Raw genomic sequence first — 20610 nt, forward strand, 5'->3', positions numbered from 1 at the left:
TCCATGACGGCCGGGTCGTGGCGGCGCGCCGCCACGACCCGGCCTCAGTGAGTGGGAGTACCTGGAAGAGGGCGAGGGCCGGCACGGCCCTCGCCGGAGTCGCTAGGGCCGCACGACGAAGAGGCGGCCGGTCGGGAACGGCTGCCGTATGCAGACGACCTCGGAGAATCCAGCCGCGAGGAACTTGTCGCGCCACTGAGACTCCGTCAGCAGCCGTCGCCCCATGAACTGCTGATGCATGTAGGTGACCAGGGCACTGAACCGCCGCTCCCAGCCCATCGCCGCGTACGGCACGGCCTCGGTGATGGCCAGGAAGCCGTCGGAGCCCATGGCGCTACGGCAGTTGCGCAGAATCCGGTCGGCGGTCTCCTCCTCCTCGGGCATCATGTCGTGGAAGACGAACCCTGCGGTGATGACCTGCGCGCCCTCCAGCACGGTGGGGTCGTCGGCGAGGGACTGGATGGGGGCCTCGACGACCGTCAGCCGATCGTCCACACCGGCGAACTTGGACGCCTCCACGGCGGCCGTGCAGGCGTCGTGGGCCATGTCCAGGGCTACGCCGGTGGTCTCGGGAAAGGCCTGGAGTACCTCGATGAGCATCCGCGCGGTGCCGGCCCCCAGGTCGACGATCCGGCGCGGCCTGGCCTCGAAGACGGTGGAGAGCAGCGCAGGGTAGAAGGCCTTGGAACCCATCCACTGAGAGCTGACCGCCACTTCGCGCATGTCACGCAGATGGGTCCGGCGGGCTGTCTCCGGATTCTCCAGGAACTCCCGCGGGTTCTCGACGAACGGGCGATTGGCGTTCATGGCCCAGGAGACGTAGCCGGCCTGGTAGCAGAGCCACTCGAGATCGGACACGGCTCGGAACGAGCCGTCCTCGCCGGGTACACGCGTGACGATCGCGGCAGCCTCGTACGCCTCCAGCAGATCCTGGACGCCCTTGACCGGCAGGTCGACATCATCGGCGAGTTTCGTCGCGTTCACGACATCACCGCGTTCGAGATACGGAAGCACCCCCAGCCTGTCCCCGATTTCGAGAAACGCTCCCAGTGCCGCTACGCCCGACGCGTCGCCGAAAGCCGCAGGTGGCGAGACTGCGTCGACGCTCAGAATTGGTTCATGAACCACTGTTTACCTCCCCGTTGAGATTTCCTCGGATGTGGAAATCTTGTAGTGATCTCGATAAGACCTCAAGGTAAAGCGGCCGTGTATGGGCTGTCAACGATCGTCTGGATCTGGAATGTGGAATTACGGATACCGATCTGAGAACCCGGGAAACGCGATTCGTCTATCGCGTAAATCGAGCGGCCTGCTCTGTGAATCGGCAGGTCAGGGCGCAGGGTCGGTCCAGAAATAGGTGAAAGACGAAGAAGTCTTGACACTGCGCAGTGCAGCCGTTTTATATTCGCGTTATTCGATTCCAGGAGGTGGTCAAATGGAATTGATCCATCCGGCATCGGCGGTCGAGGCTGTCCGGCCGGATGGGTGAGACCTGTTGTGTACATGCAATCGCGGGCCTCAATCGACCAATCGTCGGCGGTCGTCGATCCAGCGGCCGCAGCCGGCCCGATAAGTGCTGCCGAGCACAGCTGAGCGCTGCGCAGATAATCAACGGGGACAGCAAATGGAAGTTCAGCAATCACATTTCCGCATGCCCTACGAGCGCTACCGGCCTTTCCGCCCGGTCGATCTGCCCGAACGCCGTTGGCCCACCCAGAGCATCACCAAGGCACCCCGCTGGTGCGCGGTGGACCTGCGCGACGGAAATCAGGCACTGATCGATCCCATGGACTCCCGGCGCAAGCACCGGATGTTCGAGCTCCTGGTCGGTATGGGATACAAGGAGATCGAGGTCGGTTTCCCCTCCGCGTCGCAGACGGATTTCGGCTTCGTGCGTGAGCTCATCGAAGAGGGCCTCATTCCCGATGACGTACGGATCCAGGTACTGACCCAGGCTCGCGCCGAGCTCATCGAGCGGACCTTCGAGGCGATCCACGGCGCCCGCCAGGCCGTCGTCCACCTCTACAACTCCACCAGCCCGCTACAGCGGCGCGTCGTCTTCCGGGAGGGCAGGGGCGGCGTCAAAGCCCTCGCCGTCCAGGGTGCCGAGCTGTGTCTGAAGCTCGCCGACCGCCTCGACACCGACGTGTACTTCGAGTACTCGCCGGAGTCGTTCACCGGCACCGAACTGGAGTTCGCTGTCGAGGTCTGCGACGCCGTCTGCGACGTCTGGCAGCCGACCCCCGACCACGAGGTGATCCTCAATCTGCCCGCCACCGTGGAGATGGCGACGCCGAACGTCTACGCCGACCAGATCGAGTGGATGCACCGTCACCTCGGCCACCGCGGCGCGACCGTGCTCAGCCTGCATCCGCACAACGACCGCGGAACCGCCGTCGCCGCGGCCGAGCTGGGCTGCATGGCGGGCGCCGACCGAGTGGAGGGCTGCCTGTTCGGCAATGGAGAGCGCACCGGCAACGTCTGTCTGGTCACCCTGGGCCTGAACCTGTTCTCCCAGGGCATCGACCCGCGGATCGACTTCGGCGACATCGACGAGATCCGCAGCACGGTCGAGCACTGCAACCTGCTTCCCGTCCACCCGCGGCACCCCTACGGCGGCGACCTCGTGTACACCGCCTTCAGCGGCTCCCATCAGGACGCCATCCACAAGGGGCTCACGGCCCTGGAGGCAGAGGCCGCCGAACAGGGCGTACCAGTGGACGAGTTCCCGTGGGAGGTCCCGTATCTGCCCATCGACCCCAAGGACGTCGGCCGCACCTACGAGGCCGTGATCCGGGTGAACTCGCAGTCGGGCAAGGGTGGCGTGGCCCACGTCATGAAGCACGAGCACGGCTTCGAGCTGCCCAGGCGGCTACAGATCGCGTTCTCCAGGGTCGTCCAGGAGCGGACCGACAACGCCGGGGGCGAGGTGATGCCGGGGGAGATGCTCGCCCTGTTCCGCCGGGAGTACGTCCAGGTCCCGGGCCGCTTCTCGCTGCTCGGCCACCAACCCGCGAAACAACAGGGCGACGAGGCGATCACCGCCGAACTCCGGGTCGACGGAGCGCTGCGCCGGGCCGAGGGCCGCGGCATCAGCCCGGCTGCCGCGTTCGCCGACGCCCTGGGCTCCCTCGGCGTCGAGCTCCAGCTGCTCGATCACGCGGAGCACCTCATCGGCTCCGGTGCCGCCGCGCGTGCGGCCTGCTACGCCGAGTGCTCCGTGGACGGGCGTCCCAGCTGGGGCGTCGCAGTGGACCTCGACACCACGACCGCAACTTTCAAAGCCGTCCTGTCGGCCGTCAACCGTGCGTCTCGGAGGAACTAGGCATGTCCGTTGAGATGTCTCTCGAGGACCTCTACCCACTGTCGCCGCTCCAGCAGGGCCTGCTCTTCGAGGCCGCCGCCGAGCCCGGAATGTACGTCGAGCACTGCCGGTTCCGCATAGAGGGCAGCCTGGACGTGTCGAGTTACCAGCGGACCTGGCAGCGTCTGGTGGACCGTCACGCGATCCTGCGGACCTTCATCACCCACGGCGACGACGGACAGCCGCTCCAGGCAGTCCTCCGGTCCGCCGAGTTGCCCGTCACCCGGCTCGACTGGCGCGGTATGCCCGCCGACCAGCAGGAGATCCGACTGGAGCGCTACTGCCAGAACGACCGGCTCCAGGGCTTCGACCTGGAACGCGCCCCGGTGACCCGGCTCTCCCTGATCCAACTGGGCGACACCGCCTGGGAGTCCGTATGGACCTTCCATCATCTGCTGCTCGACGGGTGGAGTGTCGCGAAGATCGTCAACGAGCTGAGCGCCCTGCACACCGACCCGGACCACGCCCTCCAGTCGCCAACGCCGTACCGCGACTACATCGCCTGGCTCGCGAGCCGCGACCACGACGCGGCTCGCTCCCACTGGAAGGGATACCTGGCGGGGTTCACCGCACCGGTCCGTATCGATCTCCCGGCCGGCGATGCGGAGGCCGGCGCGCTCGGCGAGTGCACCCACCTGCTGGACTCCACCACGACCGCCCGGCTGCACGACACCGCGAGGCGCCTCGGGGTGACGCCCAACGCCATCGCCCAGGCGGCCTGGGCGGTGGTGCTCGGCCGGTACACCGACCGTGACGACATCGTCTTCGGCACCACCGTCTCCGGTCGGCCGCCCGCCCTGCCCCGGGTCGAGGACATGGTCGGCCTCTTCATCAACACCGTCCCGGTACGGGCCAAGACGCACCCGGAGATGCCCGCCGCCGACCTGATCCGCACCCTTCAGGCCGAGCAGTTCAACCGCGAGCCGTACGAACACACCCCGCTCAACGACATCCAGAGCCAGTCCGAAGTCCCGTCCGGGGCCCCTCTGTTCACCACACTGTGCGTCTACGAGAACTATCCGGACGTCAGGAAGCTCGCCAAGGAGGAGGTGGCGTCCGGCCTGCTGGGCCCGGAGAGCCGCGTGGACCTGCGGGCGGTCGGCAGTGTCACCAACTACCCGCTGTCGGTCATCCTCGTCCCCGGAGAGCGGCTCAAGCTGGACTTCCTCTTCGACGCGCGCCGGATCCGCACCGCGGTGGTGGAACGCATGGTGCGCTACATGGCCCACGTCATGGGGGAACTGGCGGCCCGCCCGGAGCGGCCGTTGCGTGAGTTGTGGCAGGTGTCTGCGGATCAGCGCGCCGAACTGCTGGCGCGAGGTCGAGGACCCGCCCTCGACCTGTCCGAGGAGCCGGTGCACACGCTGATCGACGAGATCGCCGCGAGCCGCCCCGAGCAGCCCGCCGTCATCGCCGACGGCGGTGGCGAACTCACCTACCGGGAGCTGGTACACCGGGCCGACCTTCTCGCCGGGGTGCTGATCGAACGCGGTGTCCGGGTCGGCGACCTGGTCGGGGTCTCGCTCAACCGAGGCACCGACCTGGTGGTGGCCCTGCTCGCCGTGCTGAAAGCCGGTGCCGCATACGTGCCGCTGGAGCCGGAGTTCCCCAAGGCCCGCCTGGACCTGATGGTCGACGACGCCCGGCCCGCGGCTGTGATCGGTCGCTCCGGTGTCGGAGAACTCTTCGGCGTCGACTGGGTCGAGTTCGTGGAACTCGACCACCTCGTCGCCAGCGAGGAGAAGGTGCCGCTGCCGAAGGTGGACGCCGGCGCGGCAGCGTACTGCCTCTACACCTCGGGCTCCACGGGCCGCCCCAAAGGAGTCCTGGTCGAACACCGGCCGATCGTACGGCTCGCCCGTGGAATGACCGGAGTGCGGCTGGATCCCGGCTGCCGGATGCTACAGCTGGCTCCGGCGAACTTCGACGCCTCCACTGTCGAGGTGTGGACGACCCTGCTGAACGGCGCGACGATCGTGGTGTACCCGCCGGAGACGCCGAGCGTGGCAGAGCTCGGCCGGGTGGTGAAGCAGCACGGTGTGACCACGGCCGTCCTGGCGACCGCGCTGACCAACAGCCTCATCGACACGGACCCCACGGCGCTCGCACCGCTGCGGCAGCTGATGGTCGGCGGAGAGGCAATGTCGGTACCGCATGTCCGCAAACTGCTGACGCACTTCTCCGAACTGGAGGTCTTCAACGGATACGGGCCGACGGAGTCGACGAGCTTCACCGCGATGCAGTCGGTTCCCCGCGAGCTGCCGCCGGACGCGCAGTCGGTTCCGATAGGACGTCCTATCGGCGGCACGCAGGTCTACTTGCTGGACCGCCATGGTGATCTCACACCGGACGGCGCTCCGGGCGAACTGTGCATCGCGGGCGACGGTCTCGCCCGTGGCTATCTCAACCGTCCGGACCTGACCGTACGCGCCTTCCGGACGAACCGTTTCGACGACCGGCCCGGAGCCCGGCTGTACCACAGCGGTGACGCCGTGCGCTGGCTGCCCGACGCCACCCTCGACTTCGTCGGACGAATCGACCACCAGGTCAAGATCCGTGGCTTCCGGGTGGAGCCGAGCGAGACCGAGAGCGTCCTGCTCACCCATCCGGACGTGGCCGCCGCCGTGGTTGTCCCACGCCGGGACGAGACCCACGCGCGTCTGATCGGCTACTACACCACCGAGGGCGGTGCCCCTCTGACGGCGTCGGCACTCCGCGACCACCTGGGCGTCTCGCTGCCGGGCTACATGATCCCGTCCGCGTTCGTCCACCTGGATCGACTGCCGCTGACCGACAACGGCAAGGTCGACCGGGCCGCACTGCCGGACCCCGAGATCTCCCAGCCCGCGGGCGACTACGCGGCTCCTCGCTCCGAACTCGAGGCAGCGCTGGCCCGGACGTGGGAGGAGGTGCTCGACGTGCCCCGGGTCGGCGTCCACGACAACTTCCTGGAACTTGGCGGCGACTCCATCCACGCCATCCAGATCGTGGCCCGACTCCGGGAGGACAACGCGTCACTGACTCCGCGTCAGATCTTCAGGCATCCCACCATCGCCGAACTCGCTCCTCAGGTCAGCGTGATCGATCCGACGACCGAGGAGCAGGGTCTGGTCACCGGCGCTCTGCGGCCGGGACCGATCCAGTCGTGGTTCGTGGCCCAGGACCTGCCGCGGCCCGACCAGTTCAACCAGGCGGTGATGCTGAGCGTCCCCGACGACCTGGACGTCGCCGCACTCCAACAGGCGGTCCAGGGCCTGCTGATGCATCACGACGCACTGCGGGCGAGGGCCCGGCGCACGGGCGGGATGTGGCTGGCCGGCGCGGAGGCGGCGGATCCGTCCCAGGTCGTACGCATCAGCGCGGCGGCCGGGGACGAGGAGTTGGCGGCGCTCGCCGACGTGGCCCAGGGTTCCCTGGACCTGGAGTCGGGACCGGTGTTCCGGGCCGAGCTGGTCACCCGGGACGGCAGGCCCTGGCGGCTGCTGCTCGTCATCCACCACCTGGCCGTGGACGCGGTGTCCTGGCCACTGCTGGTGCAGGACCTGGGCACGGCCTACCTGCAGACGGCAGCGGACCAGTCGGTGTCTCTGCCCTCGAAGACATCGAGCTACAAGAAGTGGCTCGACCATGTGCGGGACCACGTGCGGGACCCGGAGGTCGAGGAGAGCCGTTTGTACTGGGAGCGGACTCTGGCCGGAGCACCACTCCCGCCGCTCCCGGTCGACCACTCCACGGCCGATCGGGCCACGGTGGGGGGTAGTGCCGCCGTGCGGACCGTGCTGCCGCCCGATGTGACGCGGTCGCTGCTGAAGGACACCTCGGCCGCCTACCGCACCCGTCCGGACGAACTCGTCCTGACGGCGGTGGCACTGGCAGCCCATGCTCTGGGCGGGACACGAGAACTCCTGGTCAGCATGGAGAACAACGGCCGTCATCCCTTCACCGACGACATCGATCTGTCGCGGACCGTCGGCTGGTTCACCGCCCTCTACCCGATGCGGGTGGTCCTACCGGAGGACACCAGTGACCTGGGGGCCGTCATCAAGTCCGTCAAGGAGCAGTTGCGAGCGGTTCCCCAGCACGGAATGAGCTACGGCATGCTGAGGTTCCTGCACCCCGAGCCGTTGCCCGCGGGACACGGACCGTCGCTCGCGTTCAACTTCCTCGGCAGTCTGATGGCTCCCGGTGCCGGCACCGACCAGCCCTTCACCGCCGTGCCCGAGCCCACCGGCACGGCCTGGCACCCCGACAACCACCGGGCCCATCTGCTCGACATACCTGTGAAGGTGGTCGAGGACCGGCTCGAGGTGAACGTCGTCTACTCGACCGCCCACTACCGCGCAGAGACGGTGAGCGCGCTGGCGGACGAGGTCTCCGTACGGCTGCGTGCGCTGGTCGAGCACTGCCTGCACCCGGCGCACCACGGTGCGACGACGTCGGACTTCCCGCTCGCCAAGGTCAGCCAGAGTTCTCTGGACCGCCTCCTCGACCGCCTCGGGAAGTAGGAGCCCGCATGCCTCTCGAGGACCTCTATCCACTGTCTGCTCTCCAGCAGGGTCTGCTCTTCGAGACCCTGGCCGACTCCGAGGGAGCACGGTATGTGCAGCAGATCCGCTGGCGCGCCGAAGGACCGCTGGACGTCCGGCGGTACCGCTCGGCCTGGCAGCGCGTCGTGGACCGCCATGCCGTACTGCGGACCTTCGTGGCGAGCGGCGAAGGCGGAGAGCCGCTTCAGGCCGTGCTGGCCTCGGCCGCGCTGCCGGTCACCGAACAGGACTGGCGCGGGATGCCCGAGGCCGAACGGGACGAGCAGCTGGAGCTGTACTGCCGTACGGACCGCGCCCGCGGCATCGTGCCGGAGACGGCTCCGCTGTGCCGGCTGTCACTGATCCGGCTGGGCGAGAGCACCTGGGAGTCCGTATGGACCTTCCATCATCTGCTGCTCGACGGCTGGAGCATCGGCCGGCTGATCAACGAACTCGGTCCGCTCTACCTCGATCCCGGCGCGGAACTGCCCGAACCGCCACCGTATCGGGACTACATCGCATGGCTGGCGGACCAGGACACCGGTGCCGCCCACGCGCACTGGAGGTCCTATCTGGACGGGTTCGACGCACCCGTGCCCCTGAGTCTTCCGACCGGTGATCCCGGGACACAGGAGCCGGTCGCCGAGTGCACCCACGTCCTCGAACAGAGGACCGAAGAGCGGCTACGCAAGACCGCGCGACGGATCCGGGTGACCCCCGGCGTCCTCGTGCAGGCCGCCTGGGCGGTGGTGCTGAGCCGGTACACCGACCGTGACGACATCGTCTTCGGCACCACCGTCTCCGGCCGCCCTCCGTCACTGCCCCGGGTCGAGGAGATGGTCGGCCTCTTCATCAACACCGTCCCTGTGCGGGCCAGGACGCGCCCGGGCATGACCGCCGCGGAACTCGTCCGCAAGCTACAGAGCGGTCAACTGGACCGTGAACCGTATGAACACACATCGCTGTACGACATAGGGAAGGAGACTGAACTCCCCCCGGGCACAGCCCTCTTCGACACCCTGTGCATCTACGAGAACTATCCCGTCTCGGCGCCCTTCCCGGACGAGCGCATCATTCCGGACGTCGACCTCGTCCAGGGCCGGAACACCGAGATCACCAACTACGCGCTCACAATCTCCGTCGTCCCCCAGGACCGACTGCGGATCTTCGCCTCCTTCGACCCGAGGCGGTTCGACCCGGCAGCCGTCCAGCGGCTCCTCGGCCACTACGCCAAGGTCCTCGATCAGATCGCGGAGGACCCGGAACGACCGCTCGGCCGGATCACGCTCGCGGATCCCGCGGAGCGTGCCCTGCTGCGCCGCTGGACGACCGGGCCCACGTTGGACGTCCCGTCGCGGACCGTGCACGACCTGGTGGAGCAGACGGCGGTGGCACATCCGGACCGGGTCGCGGTTGTCGACGACGCCACCGGAAGGGAACTGACATACCGTCAACTGACTCGGCGAGCCGACCTCGTGGCAGGGGCACTGGTGGACCACGGCGTGAAAGCCGGCGATCTGGTGGGGGTGTGTCTGCCCCGCGGTCCGGAACTCGTCACAGCGTTGCTGGGCGTGCTGCGGGCGGGAGCCGCCTACCTGCCGCTCCGACCGGAACTGCCGCGGGCGCGGCTGGAGTTCATGATCGAGGACGCCAGGCCCACGGCCGTCGTCGGGTGCTCCGGAGCTGATGCCCCGACGGGCATCGACATCGACCTCGTCGCTCTGGGACTCATCGGGGATGCCGTTGCCGATCCGGTCGACACTGCCGTCCGTACGAGACTGCCCCGGGCCGGCGCGGACTCCCTCGCGTACTGCCTCTACACCTCGGGTTCCACCGGGCATCCCAAAGGCGTCCTGATCGAACACCGCGGACTGGTCAACCGGCTCGCGGGCATGCAGGAATCGCACCGGCTCCGAGCCGAGGACAGCGTCCTGCACAAGACACCGCTCGACTTCGACGTCTCCGCCTGGGAGCTGTTCTGGCCGCTGATCACCGGGGCGCGGCTCGTCCTGGCGGCGCCGCACGCCCACCAGGACCCCGTCCAGCTCGCCAGGACCATCGAACGGCGGAACATCACCGTCACCCATTTCGTGCCGTCCCTGCTCGCCGAGTTCGTGCGGGTCGCCGATGCCGGACAACTGCGTTCGCTGCGCCTGGTCGTGTGCAGCGGGGAGGTCCTGCCCTCCCCGGTGGCGCGGCGACTGACCGAGCTCTGCGAGGCGGAGCTGTACAACCTCTACGGCCCCACAGAGGCGTCCATCGACGTCTGTGCTCATCGAGTCCGCCGGCCGGTCACCGACGCGTTGCTGCCCATCGGCCGACCGGTGCACAACACCGAACTCCACGTTCTCGACCACCGGATGGAACCGGTGCCCATCGGTGCGACCGGCGAGCTCTGCATCGGCGGGGTGCAGCTCGCCCGCGGCTACCTCCGCAGGCCCGAACTGACCGGGCAGCGGTTCCCCGTCCACCCGTACGAACCCGGGCAGCGGCTCTACCGGACGGGCGACCTCGCTCGTTGGCGGGCCGACGGCGTCCTCGACTTCCTCGGCCGCGCCGATCACCAGGTCAAGCTGAACGGCATGCGTGTGGAGCCCGGCGAGATCGAGCACACGCTGATGGAACTGGACGGGATCGCCCACGCCCTTGTGTCCGTAAGCGAAGGGCGTCTGCACGTCCACCTGGTGGCGGACGGCGAGCGGCCGGACGTCGCCGCGCTGCGGGCGGCGCTCGCCCGGACCCTGCCGGACCACATGATCCCCTCGGCCTGGCACTGGCTGGACAGCCTGCCCACGCTGCCCAACGGCAAGGCAGACCGGTCCCGGATCCTGGCCTCGGCCGGCACGGCGGCACAGCGGTCGACCCGGTACACCGCGCCCCGCGGCGGGACCGAGGAACTCGTCGCCCGGGTTTGGCGGGAGATCCTCGGCATCGAGCGGGTCGGCGCGCACGACGACTTCCGGGAACTCGGCGGTGGCTCCCTGGATCTGGTGAAGATCGCTTTCCGGCTCAGGGAGGAACTCGGTCGTCCGGTGGAACTGCGCGAGTTGGTGCGGCACTCCACCGTCGCCGCGCTCGCGGCGACGCTCGACGGCCGGGTCCCGGACGACGACACGTCCTGGTCGGCACAGGACGAACGTCTGGATCTGCCGGAGCGGTTGCCGGCCCGTGCCACCACCCGAAGCGGTGACGTCCTCCTCACGGGCGCCACGGGCTTTCTCGGCGCCTTCCTCCTGACCGAACTGCTGGCGCGTGCCCCGGGCAGGATCCACTGTCTCGTCCGAGCCGGGTCCGAGGACGATGCCCGCAAACGCCTGGAGGAGAACCTGCGCCGTTATGGGCTGTCCGTTCCGACCGACCGGCTGCACCCGGTCCCGGGAGACCTCGGCCGTCCCCGTCTGGACCTGACCGCCGAGGACTTCGAGCGGCTCGGTGCCCGGCTCGGCCTGATCGTGCATGCCGGGGCACGGGTCGACATGCTTGCCTCGTACGACCAACTGGCACCGGTGAACATCGGTGGCACCCGTGAGCTGCTCCGGCTCGCCACGGCAGGACGGCTCACTCCGCTGCACTACGTCTCCACCGGAGACCCGAAGGACGAGTTGGTCCGCTCGCACGTCGGTTACGGACTCACCAAGTGGCGGGCGGAGCGGCTGGTCGACGCGGCCAGGGAGGCCGGGGTTCCGGCAGGAATCATCCGGCTGCCGCGCCTGACCGGGGACACCCGCCGGGGTATGTGGAACCACCGCGACCTCGCGGTCCGGCTGCTCCAGCTCGTCCTGGAGACGGGAGCCGCCCCGCCCCTCGGCATCGAGGAGTGGGTGCCGGTCGACGAGGCGGCGCGCCTGATCGCATCGACAGCCCTGGCCGAGGAGGAGGGCGGGCTGTTCACCGTGACCGCCCAACAACCGGTCTTCCTGGACGGGTTGATCGAGCTCATCCGGTCCGAGGGCCGCACCGTGGCGGCGGTTTCCGGCGAGGAGTGGGAGACCACCCTCGCCGAACGGTTCCCTCTGGAGCACGAGTTGTTGCGCGCCCTGGCCGAGGAGAGCCCCGCCGAACACTCCCCACAGTCCATCGCGGACTGGGGCGTCCTGCCCCAGGACGCCTTCACCGCACTGCCCGCCCGCGGGGTCGACGAGGCCCTCCTGCGGCGGTACGCCACCCAACTGTCGTCGCAGACAACGCCCTGGGAGTGACCTACGTGAAGTGCAGCCGTATCAGAACCATTGCCACGCTCGCTGTCGCGACCCTGCTCGGCGCCGGAGCCCTGACCGGTCCCGCGGTCGCTGCCCCGACCGCTCGGGCCGACCGGGCGGCCGCGCCGGTGCCCGTCCTGAGCTGGATACCGTGTCACGAGCGCTTCGAGTGCGCTCAGGCCAAGGTGCCCGTCGACCACGAAGAGCCCCGCGGCGACACCCTGACCGTCGGTTTGATCCGAATGCCCGCGCGGGACCGCGCGCACCGGGCCGGCACACTCTTCGTCAGCACGGGCGTGGTCAGCGGTGTTTCCTTCGTCCGGTCTGCGGGGCCGACCCTGTTCAGCAGCCTCAACCAGCGGTTCGACATCGTCGGCATCGACCAACGCGGTACTGGAACGAGCCGACCGGCCATGCGCTGCTCAACCTATGAGCAGGACAGGGAGATCGAGAAGCCTCTGGTCGCCGACCACTCCGGCGCGCGTGACCAGTTCGTGCGACAGGCGAAGGCGCTCAACGACCTGTGTGTCCAACGGAGCGAGGCGCTGTTGCCACGGCTCGGGACGACCGAGGCGGCGCGCGACCTCGACCTGTTGCGTCGGGCCGTGGGCGACAGTCGGCTGACCTTTCTGGGCCTGTCGTACGGCACGCTGCTCGGTCAGTACTACGCGGCCATGTTCCCCGGCCGGGTGCGCGCGATGGCTCTGGACGGTGTGCAGCCCGCCGACCGCTCCGTCCGGGATCCGCTGCGGCTGGACCGGGAGATGTTCGCCGCGGCCGAGGCGGGCCTGGAAACGTTCTTCTCCTGGTGCCGACGTTCCACCGCGTCCTGCGGATTCGGAGCGGGTGACCCCGAGGCCGCATTCGACGCGCTGGTTCGGCAGTTGGACGGCAACCTTGTTGAGCACCCCGGTCGGCACGACCTGGTGACCGGAGGGGTGCTCATGGGAGAGGCGTACCAGGCGCTCGCCGAGCCGGCCTCATGGCCCGCGTTCGCCGACCGGCTCAGGGATCTGAGCATGCAGCAGCTCCCCACACGGGACCTGCCGACCGGGGAGAACGACGTGCTTGCGGGTTATCTGGGCAACACCTGTCTGGACCAGGAGACGCCGCCGGATCTCTCGGTGCACGACCGGCACGTCCGGGCCGCGGTCCGTGTGGCCCCGCGGATCGGCCGCTTCGGCGGCTACGCACAGGTCAAGTGCGGCCTGTGGCCGGTGGACACCGCGCACCACCGAGGCTCCTGGCAGCACCGGGGCCCGACGCCCCTGCTCGTGGTGAGCAACACCCACGACCCGTACGTGCCGCGCGCCTGGGCGCACAAGATCGCCGACGACACGGGCAACGCCCGGCTCCTCGGTGTACGGGGACACGGGCACATGGCCCTCGGTCGGAGCGACTGCGTGGACAAGGCCGTGTTCGACTACCTGACTCGCACGAGGCTGCCCGCACCGGGCGCTTCGTGCTCGATTCCGCTTCCCGGCTGACAGGGGGACGTCCGTGATGGTCGGCCGTTCGGGCATCAAGGGGACGCTGAGCGAGGCCTATGCCCGGTTCTTCCGGGAGCGTTTCGATGACGCCGCGTGGTACTTCACCGGCGCGGGAAGCCCCTTGACGGCGCGGAGGCTGGACAGCCTGCACGGTCGGACTCGCCACGAGGCCCTCTTCCGCTCGGTGCCGGCCCGGACACCGCTCGTCGCGGTCGACCCGCTCCCTGTGCTGGACGTATGTGTGAACGGTGGATTGCCTCTCACCTTGATGATCGGAGCAGGTGGAGGTGGGGTGAGCGTCGACCGTGCCGCGGCACGCGCGGTGGGTATCCGGGAATTCCGCCGGGAAAGCGGAGTACTGGCCGGGGGCAGCCGTGGTGAACAGGGCCATCGGACAATGGACACGCGCGAACTCGAAGATCTACCGATAAGAAGTGTGTCCGCGTCAACCATGTCCACCGAGTGGTTCAGCCCCTTCTTCGGAGGGTGCCGCGCCGACGGCGACATCGGCACGGTTCCGCTATTCCGCTTTCTCTCCCGGCTGGATTATCCGGTCGGCGAACTGTTGCTGTGGCCAAGGAACGAAACGCATGCTCGCGCTCTCGCCGAGGGCGATCGGCCGGCCGTGGACGTCTGTCTGGCGGGCGATCACTTCACCCTCGTCCGCGGCCGAGTGAACGGCCACGACCTGCTGCTCCTCGGCGACAGAGGCCCGGCCGGCAAGAGCTTGACCTGCCCGATGTCAACGGTCGAGCAGACGGTATCCATCTTGTACGCGAGCGTGCCGAGGCGATCGTCCTGCCCGGCGGCACGCTCACCACCTCCTTCTCACTGGCCGAACTCTCGGTCGGGCCGGTGAACTCCTGGCAGATTCCGGGAAGCCACGGTCCTTTTCCTCCGAGCCTCGAAGGCGGTTTCGTCGCGCACCTAAGCGGAGTCGTTTTGCATGCCTCCTTCAAGCCCTGCGGGATCATTTGGAACTTTGCTGGAATGCGTATGTACTTCGATCACCCGTTCGGGCAAGGCTGACTCCATGTCGAGACTGGGACGCAGAGCAACCTTTGAGGAGCGGCTGAAGATATGCCGCATGATCGAATCGGGAGAATCCCTGGAGGAGGTCGTCGCACGCAGCGGATTCGGCAGATCGACGGTCTTCGGTTGGTGGCAGGTCTACCGCAGGTCCGGGGCCGAAGCGCTGCGCACCAAACGCACCCCGGGACCACGCGCCAACCTGGGGACGCCGCAGCTCCACCGGCTCCGGTCATTGGTCGTCGAGGACTTGACGAAGGGTGCCCCCGAAGGACCCGTATTACGGACCCGCAAGAGCGTGCGGCGGCTCATCGAGGGGGAATTCGGCGTGAATCTGTCCCCCGTGAGCGTCGGCCGGGTACTGGACAGGATCGGAATGCCGCTGGTCAGTCCGTTGACTCGTATCCAGGAGGCGGAATCGGAGGGCACCTGGCCGACCGGGACCCTCAGCACCGTCCAAGCAGTGGCCCGCGAGGGCGCGACCGTCCAGTACGTATGGATCGAGTCGCTGCGGCCCTTTCGGCCCGCGCACCACGTCCGATACCAGGACGATCGGCCGGGCCTGCTGATCTTCTCGATCGGGGAGAACCGTGAGGTGTGCTTCCGGGCCGTCGTCGGAAGCACCGGTGCCGACGCGTTCGTCCACCTCTGCCAGGCCCTCGCCGAGCGGAAGGACCGACCTTGCGTGGTGGTCGCCGAGAGCAGTGAGGCAACTTGTTCCGGCAAGGTCACGCGCTACTTTGCCGCCACGGGTGGACAGCTCTCCCTGCTCCTCCTCCCTGCCAGGCGAGGTCGGCAGACCGACCAGGCGAACTTCGAGGAGGCCATGGCGGGCGGCCTGGAGTGTGGAAGCCGCGGCTCGTCCCTCGTCGCCTTCAATGACGACCGGGAACTGGACATCGTGGAACTTGAACTGGCCCTCCGCTCGATGCACCGCGGTCACGCCGGCCGCGGAGCACCCGGCGGCAGGAGGCGTACAGCGTAGGAACAAACCCATGGAAGGGGAGGACACCGTGCCGACAACCACCGACGCCACCGCATTCCGCATCTCCAGGACCAGCACACCGCTGAGCCCTGCGGAGAGAGAGAAGCGTATGACGGCGCCCGGCTTTGGGCGGGTACTCACCGAGCACATGGTCTCGGGGCGCTGGGCGAAGGGGCAGGGCTGGCACGACCTCCGCCTCTCTCCGTACGGGCCACTGGAGATGGACCCCGCGACGGCCGCGCTGCACTACGGACAGATCGTCTTCGAGGGGCTCAAGGCCCACCGACTGCACGACGGCTCGGTCGGCGTATTCCGGCCGCACGCCCATGCCCGGCGGTTCCAGCGGTCCGCGCGACGGCTCGTCATGCCCGAGATGGACACCGGTATGTTCGTGCGGTCGCTCGAGGAACTGGTGCGGGCCGATCGGGCCTGGGTGCCCGACCAGACCGGGCACAGCCTCTACCTACGTCCGGTCCTCTACGCCGAGGAGGCCGTCCTGGCGCTGCGCCCGGCCTATGAATACCGCTTCCTGCTCATGGCTTTCGTCACCGAGGGCTTCTTCAACGACGACCTCAACCCGGTGACGGTCTGGGTGAGCACCCGATTCGCCCGGGCCGCCCGGGGCGGAACCGGCGATGTGAAGATCCCGGGCAACTATGCCGGGGCGTTCGCCGCCCAGGTCGAGGCCGCGGAGCACGGTTGCCACCAGGTCGTGTGGCTGGATTCCATCGAACGGCGCTGGGTGGAGGAGATGGGCGGCATGAACCTGTTCTTCGTTCACGGGCGCGGCGCCGGGACCCGGCTGACCACGCCTCCGTTGACCGGCACGCTCCTGCCAGGTGTCACACGCGACGCACTGCTGACGCTGCTCCCGGAGCACGGGCTGCCGGTGGAGGAGGTACCCCTCGCGATCGACGACTGGCAGGAGTTGTGTGCCTCGGGCGAGATCACCGAGGTCTTCGCCTGCGGCACAGCGGCAGGGGTGACCCCCGTGGGAACCGTGCGTTCGGCGGAGACACGGTGGGATGTGGCCGACGGCAACGCGGGGCCGGTGACCCGGCGGGTGGCGGAACTCCTGGCAGCAGTACGGCACGGCTCGCTGCCCGAGCGGCACGGATGGATGCACCGGGTCACCTGAGCGTCGGCTGGGCCTTGGGGGCACCACTCCGGTGCCCCCAAGGCCCGAGCAGGACTGCCAAGGCGCCCGGCTCCGGCGGGGCGGGCCCGCCGGTCAGCCCCGAAAGAACTCCACGAGATGCTTGTTCACTTCGTCCGGCGACTCCAGGTAACCGAGGTGACCGCACCGTTCGATCTCGACGTACCGCGCTCCGCGAATGCTGTCCGCCACCTCACGGCCCAGGTGCGCGGGCGAGACGATGTCGTCCTCGAAGCCGATGACCAGACAGGGCACGTCCATGCCGTGATACGCGGCAAGGCGGTTGGGCATGATCTCGGTCCTCAACTGAGGCAGCACCGCGGACGGATCGCCGGCGCGCGCCATTTGGAACGACTCCAGCCACATCGCGATCTGCCGCTCGTCACGGAAGGTACGCGGCGAGACCAGCCGCATCGTATCCACGGCACCGTAGAACTCTTCGCCGATCTCCACACCCCGCTCGACGAGGTTGATCTCCGCCCGGGTGATCGCCCGATGGAATCCGTCGCTCCGTCCGCGAGCGGCGATGAGGGCGATCTGTCGGACGTGCTCCGGATACGCCAGCGCCAACTCCTGCACCACGTACGAGCCGAGAGAGAAACCGACCATGCGGCAAGGAGCGAGGTTCAGGTGTGTCATGAGGGCCACGGTGTCCCGGACCATGTCGTCGATGGTCCAGTCAGGACCGCCGGCCGACGTGGGGGACACCCCACGGTTGTCGAAGGTGACGGTGGAGAAGCCCGCCGCCAGGAGGGCGGGAACCTGGTGCAGATGCCAGGTGCGCCCTCTCGCACCCGTTCCCATCACCAGAACCACCGGTTCTCCCCGACCGGACGTCTCGTAGTTCATACGGATGCCGTTGATCTCGGCGACAGGCATGTGTCCGCCTATTCCTCGGCCCGCGCGGGCCGCTCGAACGGTTACGGGACGACGCGTCGGTAGCTGCGGGCCGCCCAGGTCAAGGTGAGGGCGGTGAGCACTGTCAGCACGAGAAAGCCCACGACCACATCGGAGGAACCACGGTCGTCCACGGCCAGCGATCGGACCGCCTCCACCGCGTGGTACAGCGGATTGGCGTTGCCGACGATCCTCATCCAGTCCGGCGCAAAGGAGAGGGGAACCAGCATTCCGGACAGCAGGAGCAGAGGCAGGGTTACGAAGTTGACGATCGAACTGAACGAGGCCTCCTCGCGGAGGTTGAGTGCCAGGGCGTACGAGAGGGAGGCCACCGACAGACCGAGCAGGACCATGAGCCCGAGGATGAGCAACACGCTGAGCGGATCCGCCCTGAAACCCATCAGGCAGGCGACGAGAACGACGAGGAACGACTGGGCGAGCAGGCCTGTCACATCCGCGAGGATCCGGCCGAGAGCGAGCGCGAGCCTGCTGACCGGTGTCACCGCGAGCCGCTCGACAACGCCGTCCTTGAGCGAGCCGAGGAAGACGTAGCCGACCAACAGCGTGCTCATGATGGCCAGCATGGTGAGTACCCCGGGCACGAACACCTTCAGATCGGCCGACTTCGGGGTGCCGGTGTTCAGCTCCTCGAGCAGTGGGACGAAAAGCAACAACCACAGGACGGGCTGCATCAGACCGATGAGCACCCAGACCGGGTTCCGGAGCATTCGCTTGAACTCGTAACCGAACACCAGGGTCGTTTCATGCATGAATCTCACGCTCCCTGAAGTTGATCGGCGTCCGGGTTCCCCGAGTCTTCGAGGCCTTCTTCTTTACGGGTATCTCCGGCATTCCCCGCATGCCCGCCGCGCGAGCCGTTCCCGGCGCTGTCGACGCCCCGCAGAGTCCGTCCGGTCTTGTGGAGGAACACGTCGTCCAGGCTCGGCGCGCTGAGCGCCACCGATCGAACGCTCACCGGCCCCGCGTCGAGGCGGCGGAGGAGTTGCGGCATCGCCTCGCTTCCGTCGGTGACAGCCACGCGCAGTACGTCGCCCTCCCACCACACCCGCCGCACGCCGGGCAGGGCCTCGGCCTCTTCTCGGACTTCGTCCGAACCGCCATGGCCGTGACCGACCGTCACGCTGACAACTTCCCCGTCGGCGACCTGCCGTTTGAGCGCGGCAGGGGAGTCCTGACTGACGATCCGGCCGTGGTCGATGATCGCGAGCTCGTCACAGAGTGTGTCGGCCTCCTCCAGGTAGTGCGTCGTGAGGAAGACAGTGGCACCCTCGGCGCTCAGCGCACCGATCTCCTGCCAGAGCTCGACACGAGCACTCGGGTCGAGACCCAAGGTCGGCTCGTCGAGAAAGACGACCGAAGGCCGGTGGACCAGACCCATGGCCAGCGCCAGTCGCCTGGACAGCCCGCCCGACAACGTCGCCGCAGGCCGGTCGAGGACCTCCTCCAGCGAAAACCTCCCGGCGAGTTCGCCGACGCGGGCCATGGCGTCCGCCTTGCTCATTCCCTGCAACCGCGCCTGGAGAAGCAGGTTCGCCCGGCCGGTCATACCGCCGTCGACACCCCCGGCCTGGCTGACGTAGCCGATATGGCTCCGCACCTGCCGCGGCTGGCCGACCACGTCGAAGCCGGCGACCCGCGCCGTGCCGGATGTGGGGCGCGACAGGGTAACGAGAATGCGTATCACGGTGGTCTTGCCCGCCCCATTGGGTCCCAGGAATCCGAATATTTTCCCCCGCGCCACCCTCAGGTCCACGCCGTCCAGAGCCTCGACCGGACCGGCTTTACTCGGATAGATTTTCCTGAGACCCTCAGCCTCAATTTCCATGGTCTGCACTCTCCGTCGGACTACCTTGGCACCAGGTATTTCTCGATGACCGTACAGCCTTTCCGGGCCCCTTATAAGACATCTTGAATTTTCGGATTACGTGGGCACCTCTCCCGACTTCCGACCAGCAAGGACCAGACAGAACAGGCCTCACCGACCTTGTCGCGCGGGTGACGATCTCATGATCTTTCTTGGGTTTTCGGACTTCGACGGACCGAGCAGCAGCACTGGGTGAGCAACACAACGGCACGGTGGCCGGGGCGCATCAGCGCAGAGACCCAGGCTGTCGCGGACGCCGTGGAGCCCGTCGTTGCCGCGACCATGTCCAGTATCGAGCCAGGCGGCGGCGCGACTGCGACCGCGGGGTTCGGGCCCGCTCACACGGAGCAGATCTGCGCAGCGCGCGGGTGTCACACCGCCTGCGACACGTCGATATCAATCGGGGTCATCGACGCCTTCCTCGGTGTTTTACCCGACTGGTTTTTCGTGTGTAAGGTTCCTTTCTTAACCCATCGCCCCACGAAATACGTACGACATGAAATCCGGAACTGGCGACCAGCTTCGACCCTCACCACTTCCCCGGAATTCGGACGGCTGAAGGCACGGCGCCGAGCGGGTTTCCAATTTAACTACCCACGGCTGTGCGTCAGAGCCCAGTGGAACCCGGCATCGCCTCGGACAGCTTCAGTTTGAACGCCACGGTCCGAAGGCGGGTGAGTCCTCGTCCATGTTCGCCACCGGGCGCGGGGTGTCCCCTTCGCCCTCCCACACCCGGGCCGGGGCCGTCATGTACAGCCGCCGCACCGCCGGAATCCTCGCCTGGTCGGGCCGCCCACGGCTTGCCCGCGCCACCACTGGTTCGGTGCGCCTCGTCCACGACCATCAGGGCCCGACCAACACTCACATTCCGCGCAGGCCGCCCGTGTGACGGTCGTCCGGGTCTCCGCCCTGACAGATGTCAGGACTGCCCCAGGTCGCGTCTGTGTTGTGCTTCGCCGGCCGGGTGCACCGGCCGGCGGGGGGCTGTCCCGCCCGAGTGACGGGAGAGGAGATGCCGAACCAGATGATGCGCCGGTTCCTGGCGGGCGTCTTCGCGTGTGTGGCGGTACTCACCTTGC

Annotated in this window: 11 protein-coding genes; 7 read left to right on the top strand and 4 right to left on the bottom strand. The window is 68.0% G+C overall.

The genetic code is table 11. From position 1 onward, the window contains the following. Nucleotides 1-102: 102 nt before the first annotated feature. Nucleotides 103-984 carry a methyltransferase gene (locus tag JEQ17_RS47235; protein ID WP_200401101.1) on the bottom strand — a complete coding sequence of 294 codons (882 nt, stop codon included), beginning with the start codon at nucleotides 982-984 and terminating at the stop codon, nucleotides 103-105. Between the two features lie 667 nt (nucleotides 985-1651). Here JEQ17_RS47235 and leuA point away from each other — a divergent pair. The 7 genes from leuA (at nucleotide 1652) to JEQ17_RS47270 (ending at nucleotide 16731) form a co-directional block, all read left to right on the top strand. After that, complete coding sequence (leuA, locus tag JEQ17_RS47240) at nucleotides 1652-3325, top strand: 2-isopropylmalate synthase (protein ID WP_200401102.1); 1674 nt, start codon at nucleotides 1652-1654, stop codon at nucleotides 3323-3325. A gap of 2 nt (nucleotides 3326-3327) precedes the next feature. Next, nucleotides 3328-7869: a non-ribosomal peptide synthetase gene (locus JEQ17_RS47245; protein WP_200401103.1), complete on the top strand. Its 4542-nt coding sequence runs from the start codon at nucleotides 3328-3330 to the stop codon at nucleotides 7867-7869. A gap of 8 nt (nucleotides 7870-7877) precedes the next feature. Further along, a complete protein-coding gene (locus JEQ17_RS47250; RefSeq protein WP_200401104.1) occupies nucleotides 7878-12089 on the top strand; it encodes a non-ribosomal peptide synthetase in 4212 nt (1403 codons plus the stop codon). Nucleotides 12090-12094: 5 nt separating this feature from the next. Further along, the gene (locus JEQ17_RS47255; RefSeq protein ID WP_200401105.1) at nucleotides 12095-13576 is read left to right on the top strand and encodes an alpha/beta hydrolase; all 1482 of its coding nucleotides are present in this window, start codon (nucleotides 12095-12097) and stop codon (nucleotides 13574-13576) included. A 13-nt stretch (nucleotides 13577-13589) separates the two neighbouring features. Then, a complete protein-coding gene (locus JEQ17_RS47260; RefSeq protein ID WP_200401106.1) occupies nucleotides 13590-14438 on the top strand; it encodes a hypothetical protein in 849 nt (282 codons plus the stop codon). Nucleotides 14439-14612: 174 nt separating this feature from the next. After that, nucleotides 14613-15593 (top strand): helix-turn-helix domain-containing protein, encoded by a 981-nt coding sequence (locus JEQ17_RS47265; RefSeq protein ID WP_267924826.1) that lies wholly within the window; start codon nucleotides 14613-14615, stop codon nucleotides 15591-15593. Between the two features lie 28 nt (nucleotides 15594-15621). Further along, the gene (locus JEQ17_RS47270; protein ID WP_325176321.1) at nucleotides 15622-16731 is read left to right on the top strand and encodes a branched-chain amino acid aminotransferase; all 1110 of its coding nucleotides are present in this window, start codon (nucleotides 15622-15624) and stop codon (nucleotides 16729-16731) included. Nucleotides 16732-16824: 93 nt separating this feature from the next. Here the strand turns inward: JEQ17_RS47270 and JEQ17_RS47275 are convergent, their stop codons facing one another. Genes JEQ17_RS47275 through JEQ17_RS47285 form a run of 3 tightly spaced genes read right to left on the bottom strand, consistent with a single transcriptional unit; the run spans nucleotide 16825 to nucleotide 19492 of the window. After that, nucleotides 16825-17628 carry an alpha/beta fold hydrolase gene (locus JEQ17_RS47275; protein WP_200401109.1) on the bottom strand — a complete coding sequence of 268 codons (804 nt, stop codon included), beginning with the start codon at nucleotides 17626-17628 and terminating at the stop codon, nucleotides 16825-16827. A gap of 41 nt (nucleotides 17629-17669) precedes the next feature. Next, nucleotides 17670-18416, bottom strand: coding sequence for an ABC transporter permease (locus JEQ17_RS47280; protein ID WP_200401110.1), 747 nt, complete (start codon nucleotides 18414-18416; stop codon nucleotides 17670-17672). Between the two features lie 5 nt (nucleotides 18417-18421). Continuing rightward, entirely contained in the window at nucleotides 18422-19492 is a 1071-nt protein-coding gene (locus JEQ17_RS47285; RefSeq protein WP_200401111.1) for an ATP-binding cassette domain-containing protein, read from the bottom strand. Nucleotides 19493-20610: the final 1118 nt, after the last annotated feature.

Origin of the sequence: Streptomyces liliifuscus, from assembly GCF_016598615.1 — a bacterium.
Taxonomy (GTDB): domain Bacteria; phylum Actinomycetota; class Actinomycetes; order Streptomycetales; family Streptomycetaceae; genus Streptomyces; species Streptomyces liliifuscus.

Bases quoted from the DNA above. Each gene is read 5' to 3' on its own strand.
- JEQ17_RS47275 (WP_200401109.1), bottom strand. From the start codon at position 17,628: ATGCCTGTCGCCGAGATCAACGGCATCCGTATGAACTACGAGACGTCC.
- JEQ17_RS47285 (WP_200401111.1), bottom strand. From the start codon at position 19,492: ATGGAAATTGAGGCTGAGGGTCTCAGGAAAATCTATCCGAGTAAAGCC.
- JEQ17_RS47245 (WP_200401103.1), top strand. From the start codon at position 3,328: ATGTCCGTTGAGATGTCTCTCGAGGACCTCTACCCACTGTCGCCGCTC.
- JEQ17_RS47265 (WP_267924826.1), top strand. From the start codon at position 14,613: ATGTCGAGACTGGGACGCAGAGCAACCTTTGAGGAGCGGCTGAAGATA.
- JEQ17_RS47280 (WP_200401110.1), bottom strand. From the start codon at position 18,416: ATGCATGAAACGACCCTGGTGTTCGGTTACGAGTTCAAGCGAATGCTC.
- JEQ17_RS47250 (WP_200401104.1), top strand. From the start codon at position 7,878: ATGCCTCTCGAGGACCTCTATCCACTGTCTGCTCTCCAGCAGGGTCTG.
- leuA (WP_200401102.1), top strand. From the start codon at position 1,652: ATGCCCTACGAGCGCTACCGGCCTTTCCGCCCGGTCGATCTGCCCGAA.